The following is a 13,819-nucleotide window of genomic DNA, read 5'->3' on the forward strand; positions in this document are numbered from 1 at the left end:
CCCCCACAGGAGACATGGCGTCGCCGGCCGCTCACCACGGGGACGGTGGGTCGGCACGGCCTCGGCGACTTGAGACACCGGAATCTTTACGCACGGAGAGTGAACCGGCAGTCGCCTGACGTGAGTTCACTCCAAAGGGGGGTTTCCGTGTTCATTTTCGATTTTTCTCCATACAACCATTCCCTGTTGTCCCGCGTGTTTCGTACGGGGTGGTGCGCGCGGGATGGGTGAGAACGAGCCGGGTCGGGCCCGGGTCACGGATCGTCAACCCGGCGACGGTGGCGGATCCCGGACTCCTGTAGCCTAATTTAGGCCAGCCTAACCTAACCCGAGAAGGGCTCCGTGAGCATCGAGGTCTACCGGGACGCCTGGGGCGTCCCCCATCTACGGGCCGCGGACCCGGACGGACTCGCCTTCGCCCAGGGGCGGGTCACCGCCCGCGACCGCGCCTGGCAGCTGGAGGTCGAGCGGCACCGGGCGCAGGGCACCACCGCCGCCTTCCTCGGCGCCGCCGAGCTCGGCTGGGACGCCTTCGTCCGGCGGGCCCGGCTCGCCGACACCGCCCGCCGCTGCTTCGCACGGCTCGAAGAGACCGACGCGCCGACGGCCGCGTGGGTACGCGCGTACGTGGACGGGGTCAACGACGGTCTCGCCGAAGGCGCCGACCGCGCACCCGAGTTCGCGCGGACCGGCCTCGCGCCCGGCCGGTGGGAGCCGTGGACGCCGCTCGCCGTCTGGCTCTCGACCCACATCCTCTTCGCCGGCTTCCCCACCAAGCTGTGGCGGGACGAGGTCGCCCGGCGGCTCGGCGAGGAGTGGACGGAACTCTTCGCGACGGACGGCCCGGGAACCGCCGGCTCCAACGGCTGGGTGGTCTCCGGCGAACGGACCGCGAGCGGGGCGGCCCTGGTGGCCGGCGACCCGCACCGGTTCGTCGAGGCGCCGGGCGTCTACCAGCAGATCCGGCTCGCCTGCCCCGCGTACGACGTGGTGGGCCTGGCCGTGCCCGGCGTCCCCGGACTCGCCCACTTCGGCCACACCGGGCCGGTGGCCTGGGCGATCACCAACGCGATGGCGGACTACCAGGACCTGTACCGGGAACGACTGCGCCGGCTCCCCGACGGGAGCGTGGAGGCCCTCGGCCCGGACGGCTGGGCCCCGGCGGCCGTACACCGGGAGACGATCGAGGTCGCGGGCGCGGAGCCGGTGGTGATCGAGGCGATCGAGACGGCCCGGGGGCCGGTGGTCGTCGACACGGACGGTGGCGCGGCCGACGGCTGGGAGGCCCTCGCCCTGCGGTACCCGCCCCGGGTCACCGGGGAGCTCGGCTTCGGGGTGCTGCCCGCGCTGCTCCGCGCCCGGACCGTCGCCGACGTGGACGCCGCCCTCGACTGCTGGGTCGAGCCGGTGAACGTCGTCCAGGCCGCCGACACCCGGGGCGGCCTCCTGCACCGGGTCGCCGGCCACGTGCCCGTACGGAACCGGACCAACTCCCTGCGCGTCGTGCCCGCTTGGGACCCGGCGCACGCCTGGGCCGACGCGCCCGCGCCGCTGCCCCGCGCCGAGGTCCGCGGGCACGCCGTGATGGCCAACGCCCGGGGCCTGGCCGCGCCCCTGGGCGTCGAGTTCGCCCCGCCGCACCGGGCGGACCGGATCGAGGAGCTGCTCGGCGCCTCGGCGGCCTGGACCCCGGAGACGACGGCCGCGGTCCACGCGGACACCGACAACCCCTCGGCGGCCCGCCTCCTGGAGGCGGTACGACGCGCGGGCGAGGGCCTCTCCCCCGCCGGCTCCGACGTCCGGGAACGGCTGCTCGCCTGGGACCGGCGGATGGACGCGCAGAGCACCGACGCCGGTCTCTACGCGGCCGTGCGCGGGGCCGTCGTACGCCGCCTCGCCGCGCACGAGGCCTTCGCGGCGCTGCGCGAACCCGCCCCGTACCCCGAGCTGTTCCGGCCCTGGCTGCTCCTCGGGCCGCGCGTCGCGTACGCCCTGGAGACGCTGCTCGTGGCCGGGCCCGTGCCCGCCGGGGACGTCGACCGGATCGTGCGCGAGGCGCTCGACGAGGTCGGCGCCGGCGAGCCGCCCGCCGCCTGGGGCGTGACGCACCGGCTGGCGCCCTGGCAGGCGCTGCCCGATCCCGACGACGGGCAGTGGCCGGGGCTCGGCGGGGACCACGACTGCGTGCTGTCCACGTCCAGCGTGCCCGGGTGGACCGACCGCAGCGCCCGCGCCTCCGCCGCCCGGTACGTCTGGGACCTCGCCGACCGGGAACGGAGCCGCTGGATCGTGCCGTTCGGCGCGTCCGGCGTCCCCGGCGACCCGCACCACCGCGACCAACTCCCCCTGTGGCTGCGGGGCGAACTCGCCCCCGTCACCACCGACTGGCAGAAGCTCACGAAGGAGCAGGGATGACCACCGCCGTACACGTCCAGACCGTCGAGGGCTTCGGAACCGTCACGGTCCGCCCGGTCGACCCCGACGGCGACGCCCCGCTCCTGCACGGCTGGGTCAACGAGGAGCGGGCCCGCTTCTGGGGCATGGCCGGGACCACCGTCGAACAGGTACGGGAGATCTACGCGCACCTCGACTCGCTGACCACGCACCACGGTTACCTGGTCGGCCGGGACGGGGAGCCGGTCGCCCTCTTCCAGACGTACGACCCCGGGGCCGACCGGGTGAGCGAGTGCTACGAGGTGCGGCCGGGCGACATCGGCGTACACCTGCTCGTCGCGCCGGGCCTCGCCCCCGAGCCGGGCTTCACCGGCCGGCTGCTCGTCGCGCTCGTCGACTTCTCGCTGAAGGACCGCACCCGGATCGTGATCGAGCCCGACGCCGCCAACGAGAAGGCGATCGCCCGCATGGTGCGGGCCGGTTTCGAGCTGGGCCCTGAGGTCGTGCTCCCCGAGGTGGACCTGCCGGAGGTCTTCATCCCGGAGAAGCGGGCCCGGTTGGCGTTCCTGAGCCGCTGACGGGCCGGGGCTGGGCTCGGCCCGGCCCGGCCGGCCGACCGGCCGGGGGCCCGCCCCTCGGCCCGGTCACCCGGCCCCCGACCGGTGGGGGCGCTCAGCCCACGACCCTGCCGTTGACGACGATCCGGCGCGGTGCCGCGAGGACGCGGACGTCCGCGCGCGGGTCCTCGCCGTAGACGACGAGGTCGGCCGGGGCGCCCTCCTCCAGGGAGGGGCGGCCCAGCCAGGCCCTGGCCCCCCAGGCGGTGGCCGCGAGCGCGTCGATCGGCGGGATCCCGGCCTTCGTCAGCTCCTCGACCTCCTCGGCGACCAGGCCGTGGGCGAGGGAGCCGCCCGCATCGGTGCCGACGAAGACGGGCACGCCCGCGTCGAAGGCGGCGCGGACGGTGTCGTACCGGCGCTCGTGGAGCCGGCGCATATGGGCCGACCAGCGGGGGAACTTCTCCTGCCCGCCGTCGGCGAGGTGCGGGAAGGTCGCGATGTTGACGAGGGTCGGGACGATGGCGACGCCCCGCTCCGCGAAGAGCGGGATCGTCTCCTCGGTGAGCCCGGTGGCGTGCTCGATGCAGTCGATGCCGGCCTCGACGAGGTCCCGGAGCGAGTCCTCGGCGAAGCAGTGGGCGGTGACCCGGGCGCCGAGCCGGTGCGCCTCCGCGATGGCCGCCTCGACCTCGGCGCGCGGCCAGCAGGCCGTGAGGTCGCCCGCCTCCCGGTCGATCCAGTCGCCGACGAGCTTGACCCAGCCGTCGCCGCGGCGGGCCTCGCGGCCGACGTACGCCACGAGGTCGGCGGGCTCGATCTCGTGGGCGTAGTTACGGATGTAACGGCGGGTGCGGGCGATGTGCCGGCCCGCCCGGATGACCTTCGGGAGGTCCTCGCGCTCGTCGATCCAGCGGGTGTCGGAGGGCGAGCCCGCGTCCCGGATGAGGAGCGTCCCGGCGTCCCGGTCGGTGAGGGCCTGCTTCTCGCTGGTGGCCTCGTCGACGGGGCCGTGCCGGTCGAGTCCCACGTGGCAGTGGGCGTCGACGAGGCCGGGGAGCACCCAGCCCTCCACGGTCACGGCCTCGGCGGCGGGCCGCTCGAAGGTGATCCGGCCGTCGACGCACCACAGTTCGTCGCGTACGTCCTCCGGGCCGACGAGCACCCGCCCCTTCACGTGCAGCACCTCGTGATCGCTCATACCCGCACTCTACGAGCCGTGTCGAGCGGGCGGGTCACGGGCGCCAGTCGGCCTCCAGGTCGTGCGAGGCGGTCTTGGTGAGCTGCTTCAGGCCGGTGCCGTCGGCCCGTACCAGGAAGAGGTGCTCGGGGTCGGCGTCGTCGGTGCCGCCCCGGGTGAAGACCAGGCGCCTGCCGTCCGGCGACCAGGAGGGGAACTTGTCGTTGGCCTGGCCCGAGGTGATCTGGCGCACCCCCGAGCCGTCGGGGCGGATGTCGTAGAGGTGGGTGAAGCCGGTGGAGTCGAGCCGGCTGAAGACGATCCGGTTGCCGCGCGACCAGTCGGGCGTCCAGTCCTGGGAGAAGGCGAGGGTGATCGGCGTCTGGGTCAGGGTGGACAGCTCGATCCGCAGCAGCCTGCTGTTCCCGGAGGTGGTGTCCGCGCGGCTGAACGCCAGGTTCTTGCCGTCCGGGGACCACGTGGGGTGGAACTCGTCCTCCGGGGTGGTGGTGAGCCGGGTGGCGGGGGTGCCGTCGACGTCGGCCACGTAGATCTCGCGCTGGGAGTCGACCGGCCGGGAGTAGGCGATCCGCGTGCCGTCCGGGGACCAGGCGGGGTCGGAGGCGTCCTTGGTGCCGGGCACGAGCTTCAGGTCGCCACCTGAGGCGTTCATCGTCCAGATGCCGTCGATCGTGCCGTCGAGGCTGTAGCGCAGGAACGCCACCCGCGTGCCGTCCGGGGACCAGCTGGGCATCACGTCGCTGACGTCGGGGGTGTGGGTGAGCCGGACGGGCGTGCCGCCGAGCGGGGAGATCCCGTACAGGTCCTCGATGGGCTCCGCCGCGTCGTAGCGGGCGAAGACGATCGTGCGGCCTATGGTCGACCACGCCGAGACGGCCGCGACCTCCGCGTCGACGGCCCCGGACGCCCCCGATGTCCCGGACACCCCCGACGTCCCGGACGTCACCGCCGTCACCGCCGTCACCGCCGTCCCCGCGGCTCCCGCCGCTCCCGCGGCGCAGAGGGTCAGCGGCGCGGTGACGGCGAGCGCCGCGGCGGCCACCGCCGCCCGGCGCAGCAGCGCTCTGTCGTGCACGCCGGTTCTCCCGCTTCCGGTGCTTCTGACCATGGTGTCCACCCCATTCCTCCCGGCGGGCTCCTGCGGCACCGCTCCGGCCCGCAACATCCCACCGACAGGGCCCCGTAGGGAAGCGTCCGGGGCCGACGGTACGAGCCCTGTGACACGCTCCGAACGCCGTCGTGACGGCGCGTCGCCTCCCCGCCGGGCGGAGCGCTTACGCTGGCACGAGCTCCATCCCGATGTATGCGACACGCATACGACACGCGTGCGACACCGAAGAAGGAACCTCCGTGACCGTGACACATCCGCTGCTGGACCTGGCCCCGCTGACCGCCGCGCACTTCGCGTCGATCGAGCGCCGGGTCGCCGCCCTGCTCTCCACGGAGCAGGACGTGGTGATCACCCAGGGCGAGGCGCTGCTGCCCCTGGAGGGGTGCATCCGCAGCGGCGCGCGGGCCGGTTCGACCGCGCTGAACGTCGTCACCGGTCCGTACGGGCAGACCTTCGGGAACTGGCTGCGGGACTGCGGGGCGACCGTGGTCGACCTGGAGGTGCCCTTCCACACGGCGGTGTCGGCCGAGCAGGTGGAGCGGGCGCTCGCCGAGCACCCGGAGATCGACTTCGTGTCGCTCGTGCACGCGGAGGCGGCGACCGGCAACACCAACCCGGTGGCGGAGATCGGCGAGGTCGTGCGGGCGCACGGCGCGCTGTTCTACCTGGACGCGGTGGCGTCGATCGGCGCCGAGCCGGTGCTGCCGGACGCCTGGGGCGTGGACATGTGCATCATCGGCGCGCAGAAGGCCATGGGCGGCCCCGCGGGCGTGTCGGCGGTGTCGGTGAGCGCGCGGGCCTGGGAGCGGTTCGCCGCCAACCCGGCCGCGCCGCGCCGCTCGTACCTCTCCCTCCTCGACTGGAAGGAGCGCTGGATCGACGGCGGCCGGAAGGCTCTGCTGCACGCTCCGGCGCAGCTGGAGATGCTGGCCCTCGAAGCCTGTGTGGAGCGGATCGAGGCCGAGGGCCTGGACGCGCTGATGGCCCGGCACGCCTCGGCGGCGGCCGCGACCCGCGCGGGCGCGCTGGCCCTGGGCGGCGGTCTGGAGCCGTACGTGTACGAGGCGAAGGACGCGGCGCCGGTGGCGACGACGCTCCGCGTGCCGGCGGGTCTCGACGCCTCGGAGCTGGTGGCGAAGGCCCTCGCGGCCGATCCGTCGCTGCCGCTGATCGCGGGCGGCGGGGCGCTTGCCAAGGAGATGATCCGGGTCAACCACTACGGGGTGGACGCGACGCCGGGTGCCGTGCAGTCCTCGCTCGCGGCCCTGGGCGCGGCGCTCGGCGAGTCGGGCCGTGCGGTGGACCTGGAGGGCGCGCGCCGGGCGGTCACGGAGGCCTGGTAGCCGTGCGTACGGGGAAGGGGCGGGGGTCGGACCCCCGCCCCTTTCGCGTGCCCGGGGTTCAGAGCGCGGGGTAGTCGATGTAGCCCTCGGGGCCGCCGGCGTACATGGTGGCGGGGTTCGGGGAGGCGTAGGGGCCGTCGGTCTTCAGGCGGGCGGGCAGGTCGGGGTTGGCGATGAAGAGCCTGCCGTACGCGACGAGGTCGGTGGTGCCGTCCTCGATCAGGGCGAGGGACTCGGCGCCGGTCGGGTCGGCGCCGGTGGCCGGGTTGAGGATGAAGGTGCCGGCGAACCGCTTGCGCAGGTCGAGGACGAGCGGGCGGCGCTCGGGGCCGGTCTCCAGGACGTGGAGGTAGGCGATGCCGACGGGCTCGATCGCGGTGACGAGCCGGGTGTAGAGCTCGTCGGTGTCGGTCTCGCTGATGTCGTTGAGGGTGTTGGCCGGGGAGATGCGCAGGCCGGTGCGCTCGGGGCCGATCTCGGCGGCGACGGCCTTGACGACCTCGACGGCGAAGCGGATGCGGTTCTCGACCGGGCCGCCCCACTCGTCGGTGCGGTGGTTGGAGCCGGAGGCGAGGAACTGCTGGATCAGGTAGCCGTTGGCGCCGTGGATCTCGACGCCGTCGAAGCCGGCCTCGACGGCGTTGCGGGCGGCGGAGGCGAAGCCGGCGATCGCCTCGTGCACCTGGTCGCCGGTGAGCTCGCGCGGGGCGACGTAGTCCTTGGGGCCCTCGTGCGTGTAGACCTGGCCGGCGGCGGCGATCGGCGAGGGGCCGACGGGGTGGAGGTCGCCGTCGAGGATGTCGGGGTGGCCGATCCGGCCGGAGTGCATGAGCTGGGCGAAGATCCGGCCGCCGCGCTCGTGGACGGCGGTGGTGACCTCGCGCCAGGCGGCGATCTGCTCGCGGCTGTGGAGGCCGGGGGTGTTGGGGTAGCCCTGGCCCTCGGGGACGGGCTGGATGCCTTCGGTGATGATCAGGCCGGCGGAGGCGCGCTGGGCGTAGTACTCGGCGACGATCGCCGACGGGGTGCCGTCCTCGCCGTTGGCGCGGCTGCGGGTCATGGGGGCCATCGCGATGCGGTTGGCGAGGCGGGTTCCGGCGAGGTCGATCGGGTCGAATGCAGTGGTCACGGCTGTCCCTCACATGGAATATGTGGTCGGCCAACTAATTGGGCCGATGCCACTGTAACCCATTTCATTGGCCGACCAAGGTAATCTTGTGGGGAGAGCCGTCCCGAGGAGCCCGCATGTCAGGAACCGACCCCGTCTGTACCGCCCCGTCCGCGGGGCCGCAGCCCTCCGGCGCCTGCGCCGGGACCGTCAGCCACACCCTCGCGTGGGTCGCGCGGCTCCACCGGATCGCCATGGGGCGGCGGCTGCGGGACCTCGGCCTCTACCCGGGCCAGGAGCTGATGATGATGCGCCTGTGGGACTGCGGGGCGGTCCGCCAGTCGGAGCTCATCCACTCGCTCGGCCTGGACCCCTCCACGGTGACGAAGATGCTCCAGCGCATGGAGCAGTGCGGATACGTCCGCCGCAGCCCGGACCCGGCCGACCGGCGCGCGGTCCTGGTCGAGGCGACGGAGCAGGGCCTCGCCCTGCGCGCCGGGGTCGAGGGCGCCTGGGCGGACCTGGAGGAGAGCACCCTGGCCGGGCTCGCCCCGGCCGAACGGACGGAGCTCGCCCGGCTGCTCGGCCTCGTCGGCGAGAACCTGACGAAGGAGACGGACGAGGAGGGCGGCTGCACGTCGGGGGCGGGGGCGGTCTGCTGAAGGCCTGCCTGTCCGGGGCGGGGGCGGTCTGCTGAAAGCCTGCCCGTCCGGGGCCGGGGGCGGTCTGCTGGACGCCCCCCACCCCGGACCGGGCGCGTCATCAGGCCTGCGGGACCTCGCAGGCGCCGTCCGGGCCGCAGACCTCCGCGTCGGTGCCGACCGGCTGGAGGACGCGGCCCTGCCAGGCCTGCTCCAGGGCCTGGGTGAAGACCTCGGCGGGCTGGCCGCCGGAGACGCCGTAGCGGCGGTCGAGGACGAAGAACGGCACGCCGTTGGCGCCGAGTTCGGCGGCCTCGCGCTCGTCCTCCCGTACGGCCTCGGCGTAGGCGGTCTCGTCGGCGAGGACGGCCCGGACCTCGGCCTCGTCGAGACCGGCCTCCACGCCGAGCGCCACCAGGGTCTCGGCGTCGAAGACGGAGCGCTCCTCGGCGAAGTTGGCCCGGTAGGCCAGGTCCAGGAGCTCGCTCTGGCGGCCGCGCTCCTTGGCGAGGTGAAGCAGCCGGTGGATGTCGAAGGTGTTGCCGTGGTCGCGGCCGTCGGTGAGGTACGCGAGGCCCTCGGAGTGCGCGTTCGACGCGACGTGCGCCTCCATGGCGCGGGCCTCGTCGAGGGTGCGGCCGTACTTCTTCGCCAGCATCTCCAGGACCGGACCGGTGTCGCCCTTGGCGCGGTGCGGGTCGAGCTCGAAGGAGCGGTGCACGACCTCGACGTCGTCGCGGTGGGCGAAGGCCGCGAGCCCCTTCTCGAAGCGGGCCTTGCCGATGTAGCACCAGGGGCAGGCGATGTCGCTCCAGATCTCGACGCGCATGTGACTTCTCTCCGAGGGGTTGCCGGTGGGGTGTACGGGGGTGTGTACGCCGTGGGGAACGCGCGCGTCGGTCCGGTTCATTCCGTTTCCGGCCCCGGTGTGAGCCGGAGCACCCCGCCGTCAGGCCGTGCCCGCGCCCGTCAGGCGGTTGAAGGAGGCCCGGTAGGCGCTCGGGGTGAGGCCGGTGCGGCGCAGCAGGTGCTGACGGAGGGAGTCCGCCGTGCCGAGGCCGCTCGCGCGGGCCAGCTGGTCCATGGGGAGGGAGGTGGTCTCCAGGAGTTCCTTCGCCCGCTCGACGCGCTGGTGGAGCAGCCATTGGAGCGGGCTGACGCCGGTCTCGGCGTGGAAGCGGCGGGAGAGGGTGCGGACGGACACCCCGGCGTGCCGGGCGAGGTCGGTGAGGCCGAGGGGTTCGTCGAGGTGCTCCATCGCCCACGCGCGCGTGTCGGCGAAGGAGACCCCTCGCTCGGGCGGCAGCGGGGTCTGGGTGAACTGGGTCTGGCCGCCGGGCCGGACGGGCGCGACGAGCGCGAGCCGGGCGACGGCGTTGGCGACGGCGGCGCCGTGGTCGGTGCGGATGACGTGCAGGCAGAGGTCGATGCCCGCCGCGTATCCGGAGGAGGTGAGCACGGGACCGTCCTGGACGAAGAGGACGTCGTCCTGGAGGTCGACGGCCGGGTGCCGGGCGGCGAGCAGCGGCCGGTACGCCCAGTACGTCGTCGCCGCCCGGCCGTCGAGCAGTCCGGCCTCGGCGAGCGCGAAGGCGCCGGTGCAGATGGAGGCGATCCGCTTGCCCCCGTCGGCGGAGGCGCGCAGGACGTCGAGGACGCGCGGATCGGGATCCTCGTACGCGCCGCTGCCGGCCAGGATCACGGTGTCGGCCCCCTCGACGGCTTCGAGTCCGTGCGGGACGATCAAGTCGAGGCCGCCGGTGGTGGTGACGGGCCCGGGGTCGGGGGCGCAGATGACCGTCTCGTACCCGGGTCGGCCGTCGATCTCGACCTTGCCGAAGAGCATCTCCGGGATGGCCAGGTTGAACATCGAGACGGGCGGGGCGGCGATCACGGCGACGCGCCGCACCCGGGAGGCGGGGGACGCTCCGGACGCGCCGGGCGAGGACGGCTTCGACGGCATGGCCAGAACCTCCGGTCGTATGGCATTCGAGCCACTACTGTACGGGCCTTCGGCTGACGAAGCTGGGCGCATGTCCTCAACAGCCCTCTCCAAGGCCCCCGTTGTCCGTCGCGAATCCCCCGGCTCCTCCCCCGGCCCCGCCCTCGCCGCCGCCATGCTCGGCTTCGCCCTCATCACCCTCGACACCTCCGTCGTGAACGTCGCCCTGCCCGCGATCGGCGCCGACCTGCGGGCCGGGATGACGGGCCTGCAGTGGGTGGTCGACTCGTACACGCTCGCCTTCGCCGCGCTGCTGCTCTCCAGCGGAGCCCTCGCCGACCGGGTCGGGGCGAGCCGGGCGTACGGGGCGGGGGTCGTCGTCTTCGCCCTCGCCTCGGCCGCCTGCGGGCTGGCCCCCGGCCTCCCCGGACTCCTGGCGGCCCGGACGGTGCAGGGCGCGGCGGCGGCCGTGATGCTGCCGGCCTCCCTCGCCCTCGTACGGGAGGCGTACGGCGATCCGGCGCGGCGGGCCCGTGCGGTGTCGCTGTGGGCGGCGGGCGGCACGGTCGCGGTGGCGCTCGGCCCGGTCGCGGGCGGGGCGCTGACCACGGCCTGGAGCTGGCGCGGGATCTTCTTCATCAACCTGCCCCTCGGGCTCCTCGCGCTCGTCCTGCTGACCCGGGTCGCCCGCTCGGAGCGCCGGCCGGCCCCGCTGGACCTGCCGGGGCAGCTGACGGCGATGACGGCGCTCGGGGCGCTGACCTTCGCCGCGATCGAGGGCGGCACGGAGGCCTGGTGGGCGCTGGGGGTCGCGGTGGTCTCCTTCGCCGCGTTCCTGCTGATCGAGGCGCGGCGGCGGCATCCGATGGTCCCGCTCGGGCTGTTCCGTAACACGACGGTCGCGGTGGCGGTGGCGGCCGGTTCGGCGAACAGCGTGGCCTTCTACGGCATGGTCTTCGTGTTCGGCCTCTTCTTCCAGCAGGTCCTCGGGCTCTCGGCGCTCGGCGCGGGGCTGATGTTCCTGCCGATGACGGGGCTGCTCGCCGGGGTGAACGTCCTGTCGGCGAGGGTGGCCGGGCGGTACGGGGCGCGGCTGCCGATCGTCGTGGGCCAGACGGTCGCGGTGGCCGGGCTCCTCGGCCTGCTCACCGTGGACGCGGACTCCTCGCGGGTGGCCCAGGCCCTGCTCCTCGTGCCGCTCGCGCTGGGCGCCGGGTTCTCCCTGCCGCCGCTGATCGCGGCGATGATGGAGGCGGTCCCGGCGGAGCGGGCGGGCACGGCGGCGGGCCTCCTGAACGCGATCCGGCAGACGGCGGGCGCGCTCGCCATCGCGGTCTTCGGCTCGCTCGCGGCCCAGGACATGGCGAGCGCCCTGCGCACGAGCCTCCTGATCAGCGCCGGGCTGCTGGCCGTGACGACCCTGGTCTCGCTGCGGCTGCCGCGCCGCCGGACCCGCTAGGCGCCCTTGCGGTACTGGCCGGGTCCCACCCCGTAACGAGTCGCTAAGCGCCCTTCCGGTACTGGCCCGGCGCCACCCCGTACTCCCGCTTGAAGGCCTTGGCGAAGGCGAACTCCGAGGAGTACCCGGAGCGTTCGGCGACCGCGCGGAGGGGGAGGTCGTCGGAGCGGAGGAGGCGGCCGGCCGTGGTCATGCGCCACCAGGTGAGGTACGCGAGGGGCGGCCGTCCCACGAGGGCGGTGAAGCGGCGGGCGAAGGCGGCGCGGGAGAGGCCGCCGAGCGCGCCGAGCTCCTCGACCGTCCACGCCCTGGCGGGGTCGCCGTGCAGGGCGCGCAGGGCGCCCGCGACGGCCGGGTCGCTGAGCGCGGCCGACCAGCCGGTGGAGCGGTCGCCGCGTTCGGCGAGCCACCAGGTGCGCAGCAGGTACAGGAGCAGGGTGTCGAGGAGGGCGGGGACGATCGCGTCGGAGCCCGGCTGGGGCTCGGCGAGTTCGGCGCCGAGCAGGTCGACGGCGGCGCGCAGCCGGGGGTGGGAGCCGACGCGTGCCGGGAGGTGCACGTACGGGGGCAGGTCGGTGAGCAGGGGGTGGGCGCGGGCCCGGCTGAGCTGGTAGGCGCCGCACAGCAGCAGGGTCTCCTCGGCGCCGACGGGTCCACGGTCGGGCCGGGTGGGCCAGGAGCCGTCGGGGGCGGGCAGGGCGTCGACGAGCGGGGTGTCGGGCCGGTCGGCGAGGCCGTGGCCGGTGCCGTGGGCGAGGAGGACGACGTCGCCGGGGCCGAGCCGGACGGGGGCGCCGCCGTCCGGGGGCAGCAGCCAGGCGGTGCCCTGGAGGACGACGTGGAATCCGGCGCCCTTGCTCGGCGGGAAGCGGAAGCCCCAGGGGGCGAAGCGGACGGTGCGGGAGGAGTGGGGGCGCCCGGTGCGCATGGCGGCGATGGCATCGCTCAGTACGTCCATGACCCGAACGATAGCGTGCGAGACGATCGGACATGGTGGGAAGCCGAGGAGACATGGATCGTCTTGCCGGTCCTTCCTAACGTCGAGGTCATGACGACAACAGGCATGACGACGAAGGCAGTTCTGTTCCACGAGCTCGGCGGTCCCGAGGTCCTGAAGGTCGAGGAGGTGCCGCTGTCGGCGCCCGGTCCCGGGGAGGTGCTCGTCCGCGTCGAGGCGATCGGACTCAACCGCGCCGAGGCCCTGTTCCGCGCCGGCACCTACTACTACCCGGCGACACTGCCGGGTTCACGGCTCGGTTACGAGGCGGCGGGCGTGGTCGAGGCGGTCGGCGCGGGGGTCACGGCGTACGCCCCGGGCGATCCGGTGATGGCGGCGGCCAACTTCGAGTTCGGGACGTACGGCGTGCACGCGGAGCGGGTGGTGCTCCCCGAGGAGTACGTGGTGGCCCGGCCCGAGGGCGTGGACGCGGTGACCGCGGCTGCGGTCTGGCTGGGCTACTTCACCGCGTACGGAGGCATGGCGCTGACCGGCGGGCTGCGCCCCGGCGACCACGTGGTGATCACGGGCGCGTCGAGCGGGGTGGGGACGGCCGCGGTCCAGACGGCGCTGCGGGTCGGGGCCGTACCGATCGCCACCACCCGCGGCGAGGGGAAGCGGAAGCGGCTCCTCGAACTGGGGGCGGCGCACGTGGTGACCACCGACACCGAGGACCTGGTCGAGGAGGTGCGGCGGATCACCGGCGGGGCGGGCGCGGACCTGGCCTTCGACGCGATCGGCGGGCCCGGTTTCGCCCGGCTCGGGGACGCGCTGCGGACCGGTGGCACCGCCGTGCTCTACGGCTGGCTGGACCCGCGGCCGGTCGAGCTGTCGCGGAACTGGCCGCTGACCACGCACACGTACGCGAACGGGGCACTGGCCAGGACGGCGGAGGGGCGCCGGCTCGCGGCCGGGTTCATCGGCTCGGGGCTGCGGGACGGCTCCCTGGCGCCGGTGATCGCCGAGACCTTCGACGGTCTGGAGCGGATCGCCGACGCCCACCGCCTCATGGAGTCGAACACGCACTTCGGGAAGATCGTGGTCAGGCTCTGACCGTCCTCTGACC

The 13,819-nt window shown here is 74.3% G+C and carries 12 protein-coding genes; 6 read left to right on the forward strand and 6 right to left on the reverse strand.

The window, feature by feature from the left end:
• The first annotated feature begins 342 nt into the window (after positions 1 to 342).
• Positions 343 to 2,415 carry a penicillin acylase family protein gene (locus SVTN_RS08980; protein WP_041128602.1) on the forward strand — a complete coding sequence of 691 codons (2,073 nt, stop codon included), beginning with the start codon at positions 343 to 345 and terminating at the stop codon, positions 2,413 to 2,415.
• Positions 2,412 to 2,972: a GNAT family N-acetyltransferase gene (locus SVTN_RS08985; RefSeq protein WP_041128603.1), complete on the forward strand. Its 561-nt coding sequence runs from the start codon at positions 2,412 to 2,414 to the stop codon at positions 2,970 to 2,972. Before SVTN_RS08980 ends, SVTN_RS08985 begins: the two co-directional genes overlap by 4 nt.
• 94 nt (positions 2,973 to 3,066) lie before the next feature.
• On the opposite strand, the gene SVTN_RS08990 is transcribed toward SVTN_RS08985, so the two are convergent.
• Together SVTN_RS08990 and SVTN_RS08995 are read right to left on the reverse strand one after the other, a co-directional pair.
• Entirely contained in the window at positions 3,067 to 4,152 is a 1,086-nt protein-coding gene (locus SVTN_RS08990; protein ID WP_041128604.1) for an amidohydrolase family protein, read from the reverse strand.
• Positions 4,153 to 4,186: 34 nt separating this feature from the next.
• Positions 4,187 to 5,227: a DPP IV N-terminal domain-containing protein gene (locus SVTN_RS08995; protein ID WP_041128605.1), complete on the reverse strand. Its 1,041-nt coding sequence runs from the start codon at positions 5,225 to 5,227 to the stop codon at positions 4,187 to 4,189.
• Between the two features lie 281 nt (positions 5,228 to 5,508).
• On the opposite strand from SVTN_RS08995, the gene SVTN_RS09000 reads away from it, so the two are divergent.
• Positions 5,509 to 6,606, forward strand: coding sequence for a pyridoxal-phosphate-dependent aminotransferase family protein (locus SVTN_RS09000; RefSeq protein ID WP_041133711.1), 1,098 nt, complete (start codon positions 5,509 to 5,511; stop codon positions 6,604 to 6,606).
• 58 nt (positions 6,607 to 6,664) lie between these two features.
• On the opposite strand, the gene SVTN_RS09005 is transcribed toward SVTN_RS09000, so the two are convergent.
• The gene (locus SVTN_RS09005; protein ID WP_041128606.1) at positions 6,665 to 7,735 is read right to left on the reverse strand and encodes an alkene reductase; all 1,071 of its coding nucleotides are present in this window, start codon (positions 7,733 to 7,735) and stop codon (positions 6,665 to 6,667) included.
• A gap of 116 nt (positions 7,736 to 7,851) precedes the next feature.
• On the opposite strand from SVTN_RS09005, the gene SVTN_RS09010 reads away from it, so the two are divergent.
• Positions 7,852 to 8,376, forward strand: a complete 525-nt coding sequence (locus SVTN_RS09010; RefSeq protein WP_041128607.1) for a MarR family winged helix-turn-helix transcriptional regulator — start codon at positions 7,852 to 7,854, stop codon at positions 8,374 to 8,376.
• Between the two features lie 100 nt (positions 8,377 to 8,476).
• Here the strand turns inward: SVTN_RS09010 and SVTN_RS09015 are convergent, their stop codons facing one another.
• Complete coding sequence (locus SVTN_RS09015) at positions 8,477 to 9,184, reverse strand: DsbA family oxidoreductase (RefSeq protein WP_041128608.1); 708 nt, start codon at positions 9,182 to 9,184, stop codon at positions 8,477 to 8,479.
• A gap of 120 nt (positions 9,185 to 9,304) precedes the next feature.
• The gene (locus tag SVTN_RS46125) at positions 9,305 to 10,318 is read right to left on the reverse strand and encodes a GlxA family transcriptional regulator (protein ID WP_052499029.1); all 1,014 of its coding nucleotides are present in this window, start codon (positions 10,316 to 10,318) and stop codon (positions 9,305 to 9,307) included.
• A gap of 70 nt (positions 10,319 to 10,388) precedes the next feature.
• Here SVTN_RS46125 and SVTN_RS09025 point away from each other — a divergent pair, with 70 nt between their 5' ends.
• Positions 10,389 to 11,756, forward strand: a complete 1,368-nt coding sequence (locus SVTN_RS09025) for an MFS transporter (protein WP_041128609.1) — start codon at positions 10,389 to 10,391, stop codon at positions 11,754 to 11,756.
• A 43-nt stretch (positions 11,757 to 11,799) separates the two neighbouring features.
• Here SVTN_RS09025 and SVTN_RS09030 read toward each other — a convergent pair whose 3' ends face one another.
• Positions 11,800 to 12,714 (reverse strand): AraC family transcriptional regulator, encoded by a 915-nt coding sequence (locus SVTN_RS09030; protein WP_041128610.1) that lies wholly within the window; start codon positions 12,712 to 12,714, stop codon positions 11,800 to 11,802.
• A 90-nt stretch (positions 12,715 to 12,804) separates the two neighbouring features.
• Between SVTN_RS09030 and SVTN_RS09035 the strand changes: the two genes are divergently transcribed.
• Complete coding sequence (locus SVTN_RS09035; protein ID WP_041128611.1) at positions 12,805 to 13,806, forward strand: zinc-dependent alcohol dehydrogenase family protein; 1,002 nt, start codon at positions 12,805 to 12,807, stop codon at positions 13,804 to 13,806.
• Positions 13,807 to 13,819 lie beyond the last annotated feature (13 nt).

It is taken from the genome of Streptomyces vietnamensis (genome assembly GCF_000830005.1).
Classification (GTDB): Bacteria; Actinomycetota; Actinomycetes; order Streptomycetales; family Streptomycetaceae; genus Streptomyces; species Streptomyces vietnamensis.

Bases quoted from the DNA above. Each gene is read 5' to 3' on its own strand.
- SVTN_RS08990 (WP_041128604.1), bottom strand. From the start codon at position 4,152: ATGAGCGATCACGAGGTGCTGCACGTGAAGGGGCGGGTGCTCGTCGGC.
- SVTN_RS09035 (WP_041128611.1), top strand. From the start codon at position 12,805: ATGACGACAACAGGCATGACGACGAAGGCAGTTCTGTTCCACGAGCTC.
- SVTN_RS46125 (WP_052499029.1), bottom strand. From the start codon at position 10,318: ATGCCGTCGAAGCCGTCCTCGCCCGGCGCGTCCGGAGCGTCCCCCGCC.
- SVTN_RS09030 (WP_041128610.1), bottom strand. From the start codon at position 12,714: ATGGACGTACTGAGCGATGCCATCGCCGCCATGCGCACCGGGCGCCCC.
- SVTN_RS08985 (WP_041128603.1), top strand. From the start codon at position 2,412: ATGACCACCGCCGTACACGTCCAGACCGTCGAGGGCTTCGGAACCGTC.
- SVTN_RS09010 (WP_041128607.1), top strand. From the start codon at position 7,852: ATGTCAGGAACCGACCCCGTCTGTACCGCCCCGTCCGCGGGGCCGCAG.
- SVTN_RS09025 (WP_041128609.1), top strand. From the start codon at position 10,389: ATGTCCTCAACAGCCCTCTCCAAGGCCCCCGTTGTCCGTCGCGAATCC.
- SVTN_RS09015 (WP_041128608.1), bottom strand. From the start codon at position 9,184: ATGCGCGTCGAGATCTGGAGCGACATCGCCTGCCCCTGGTGCTACATC.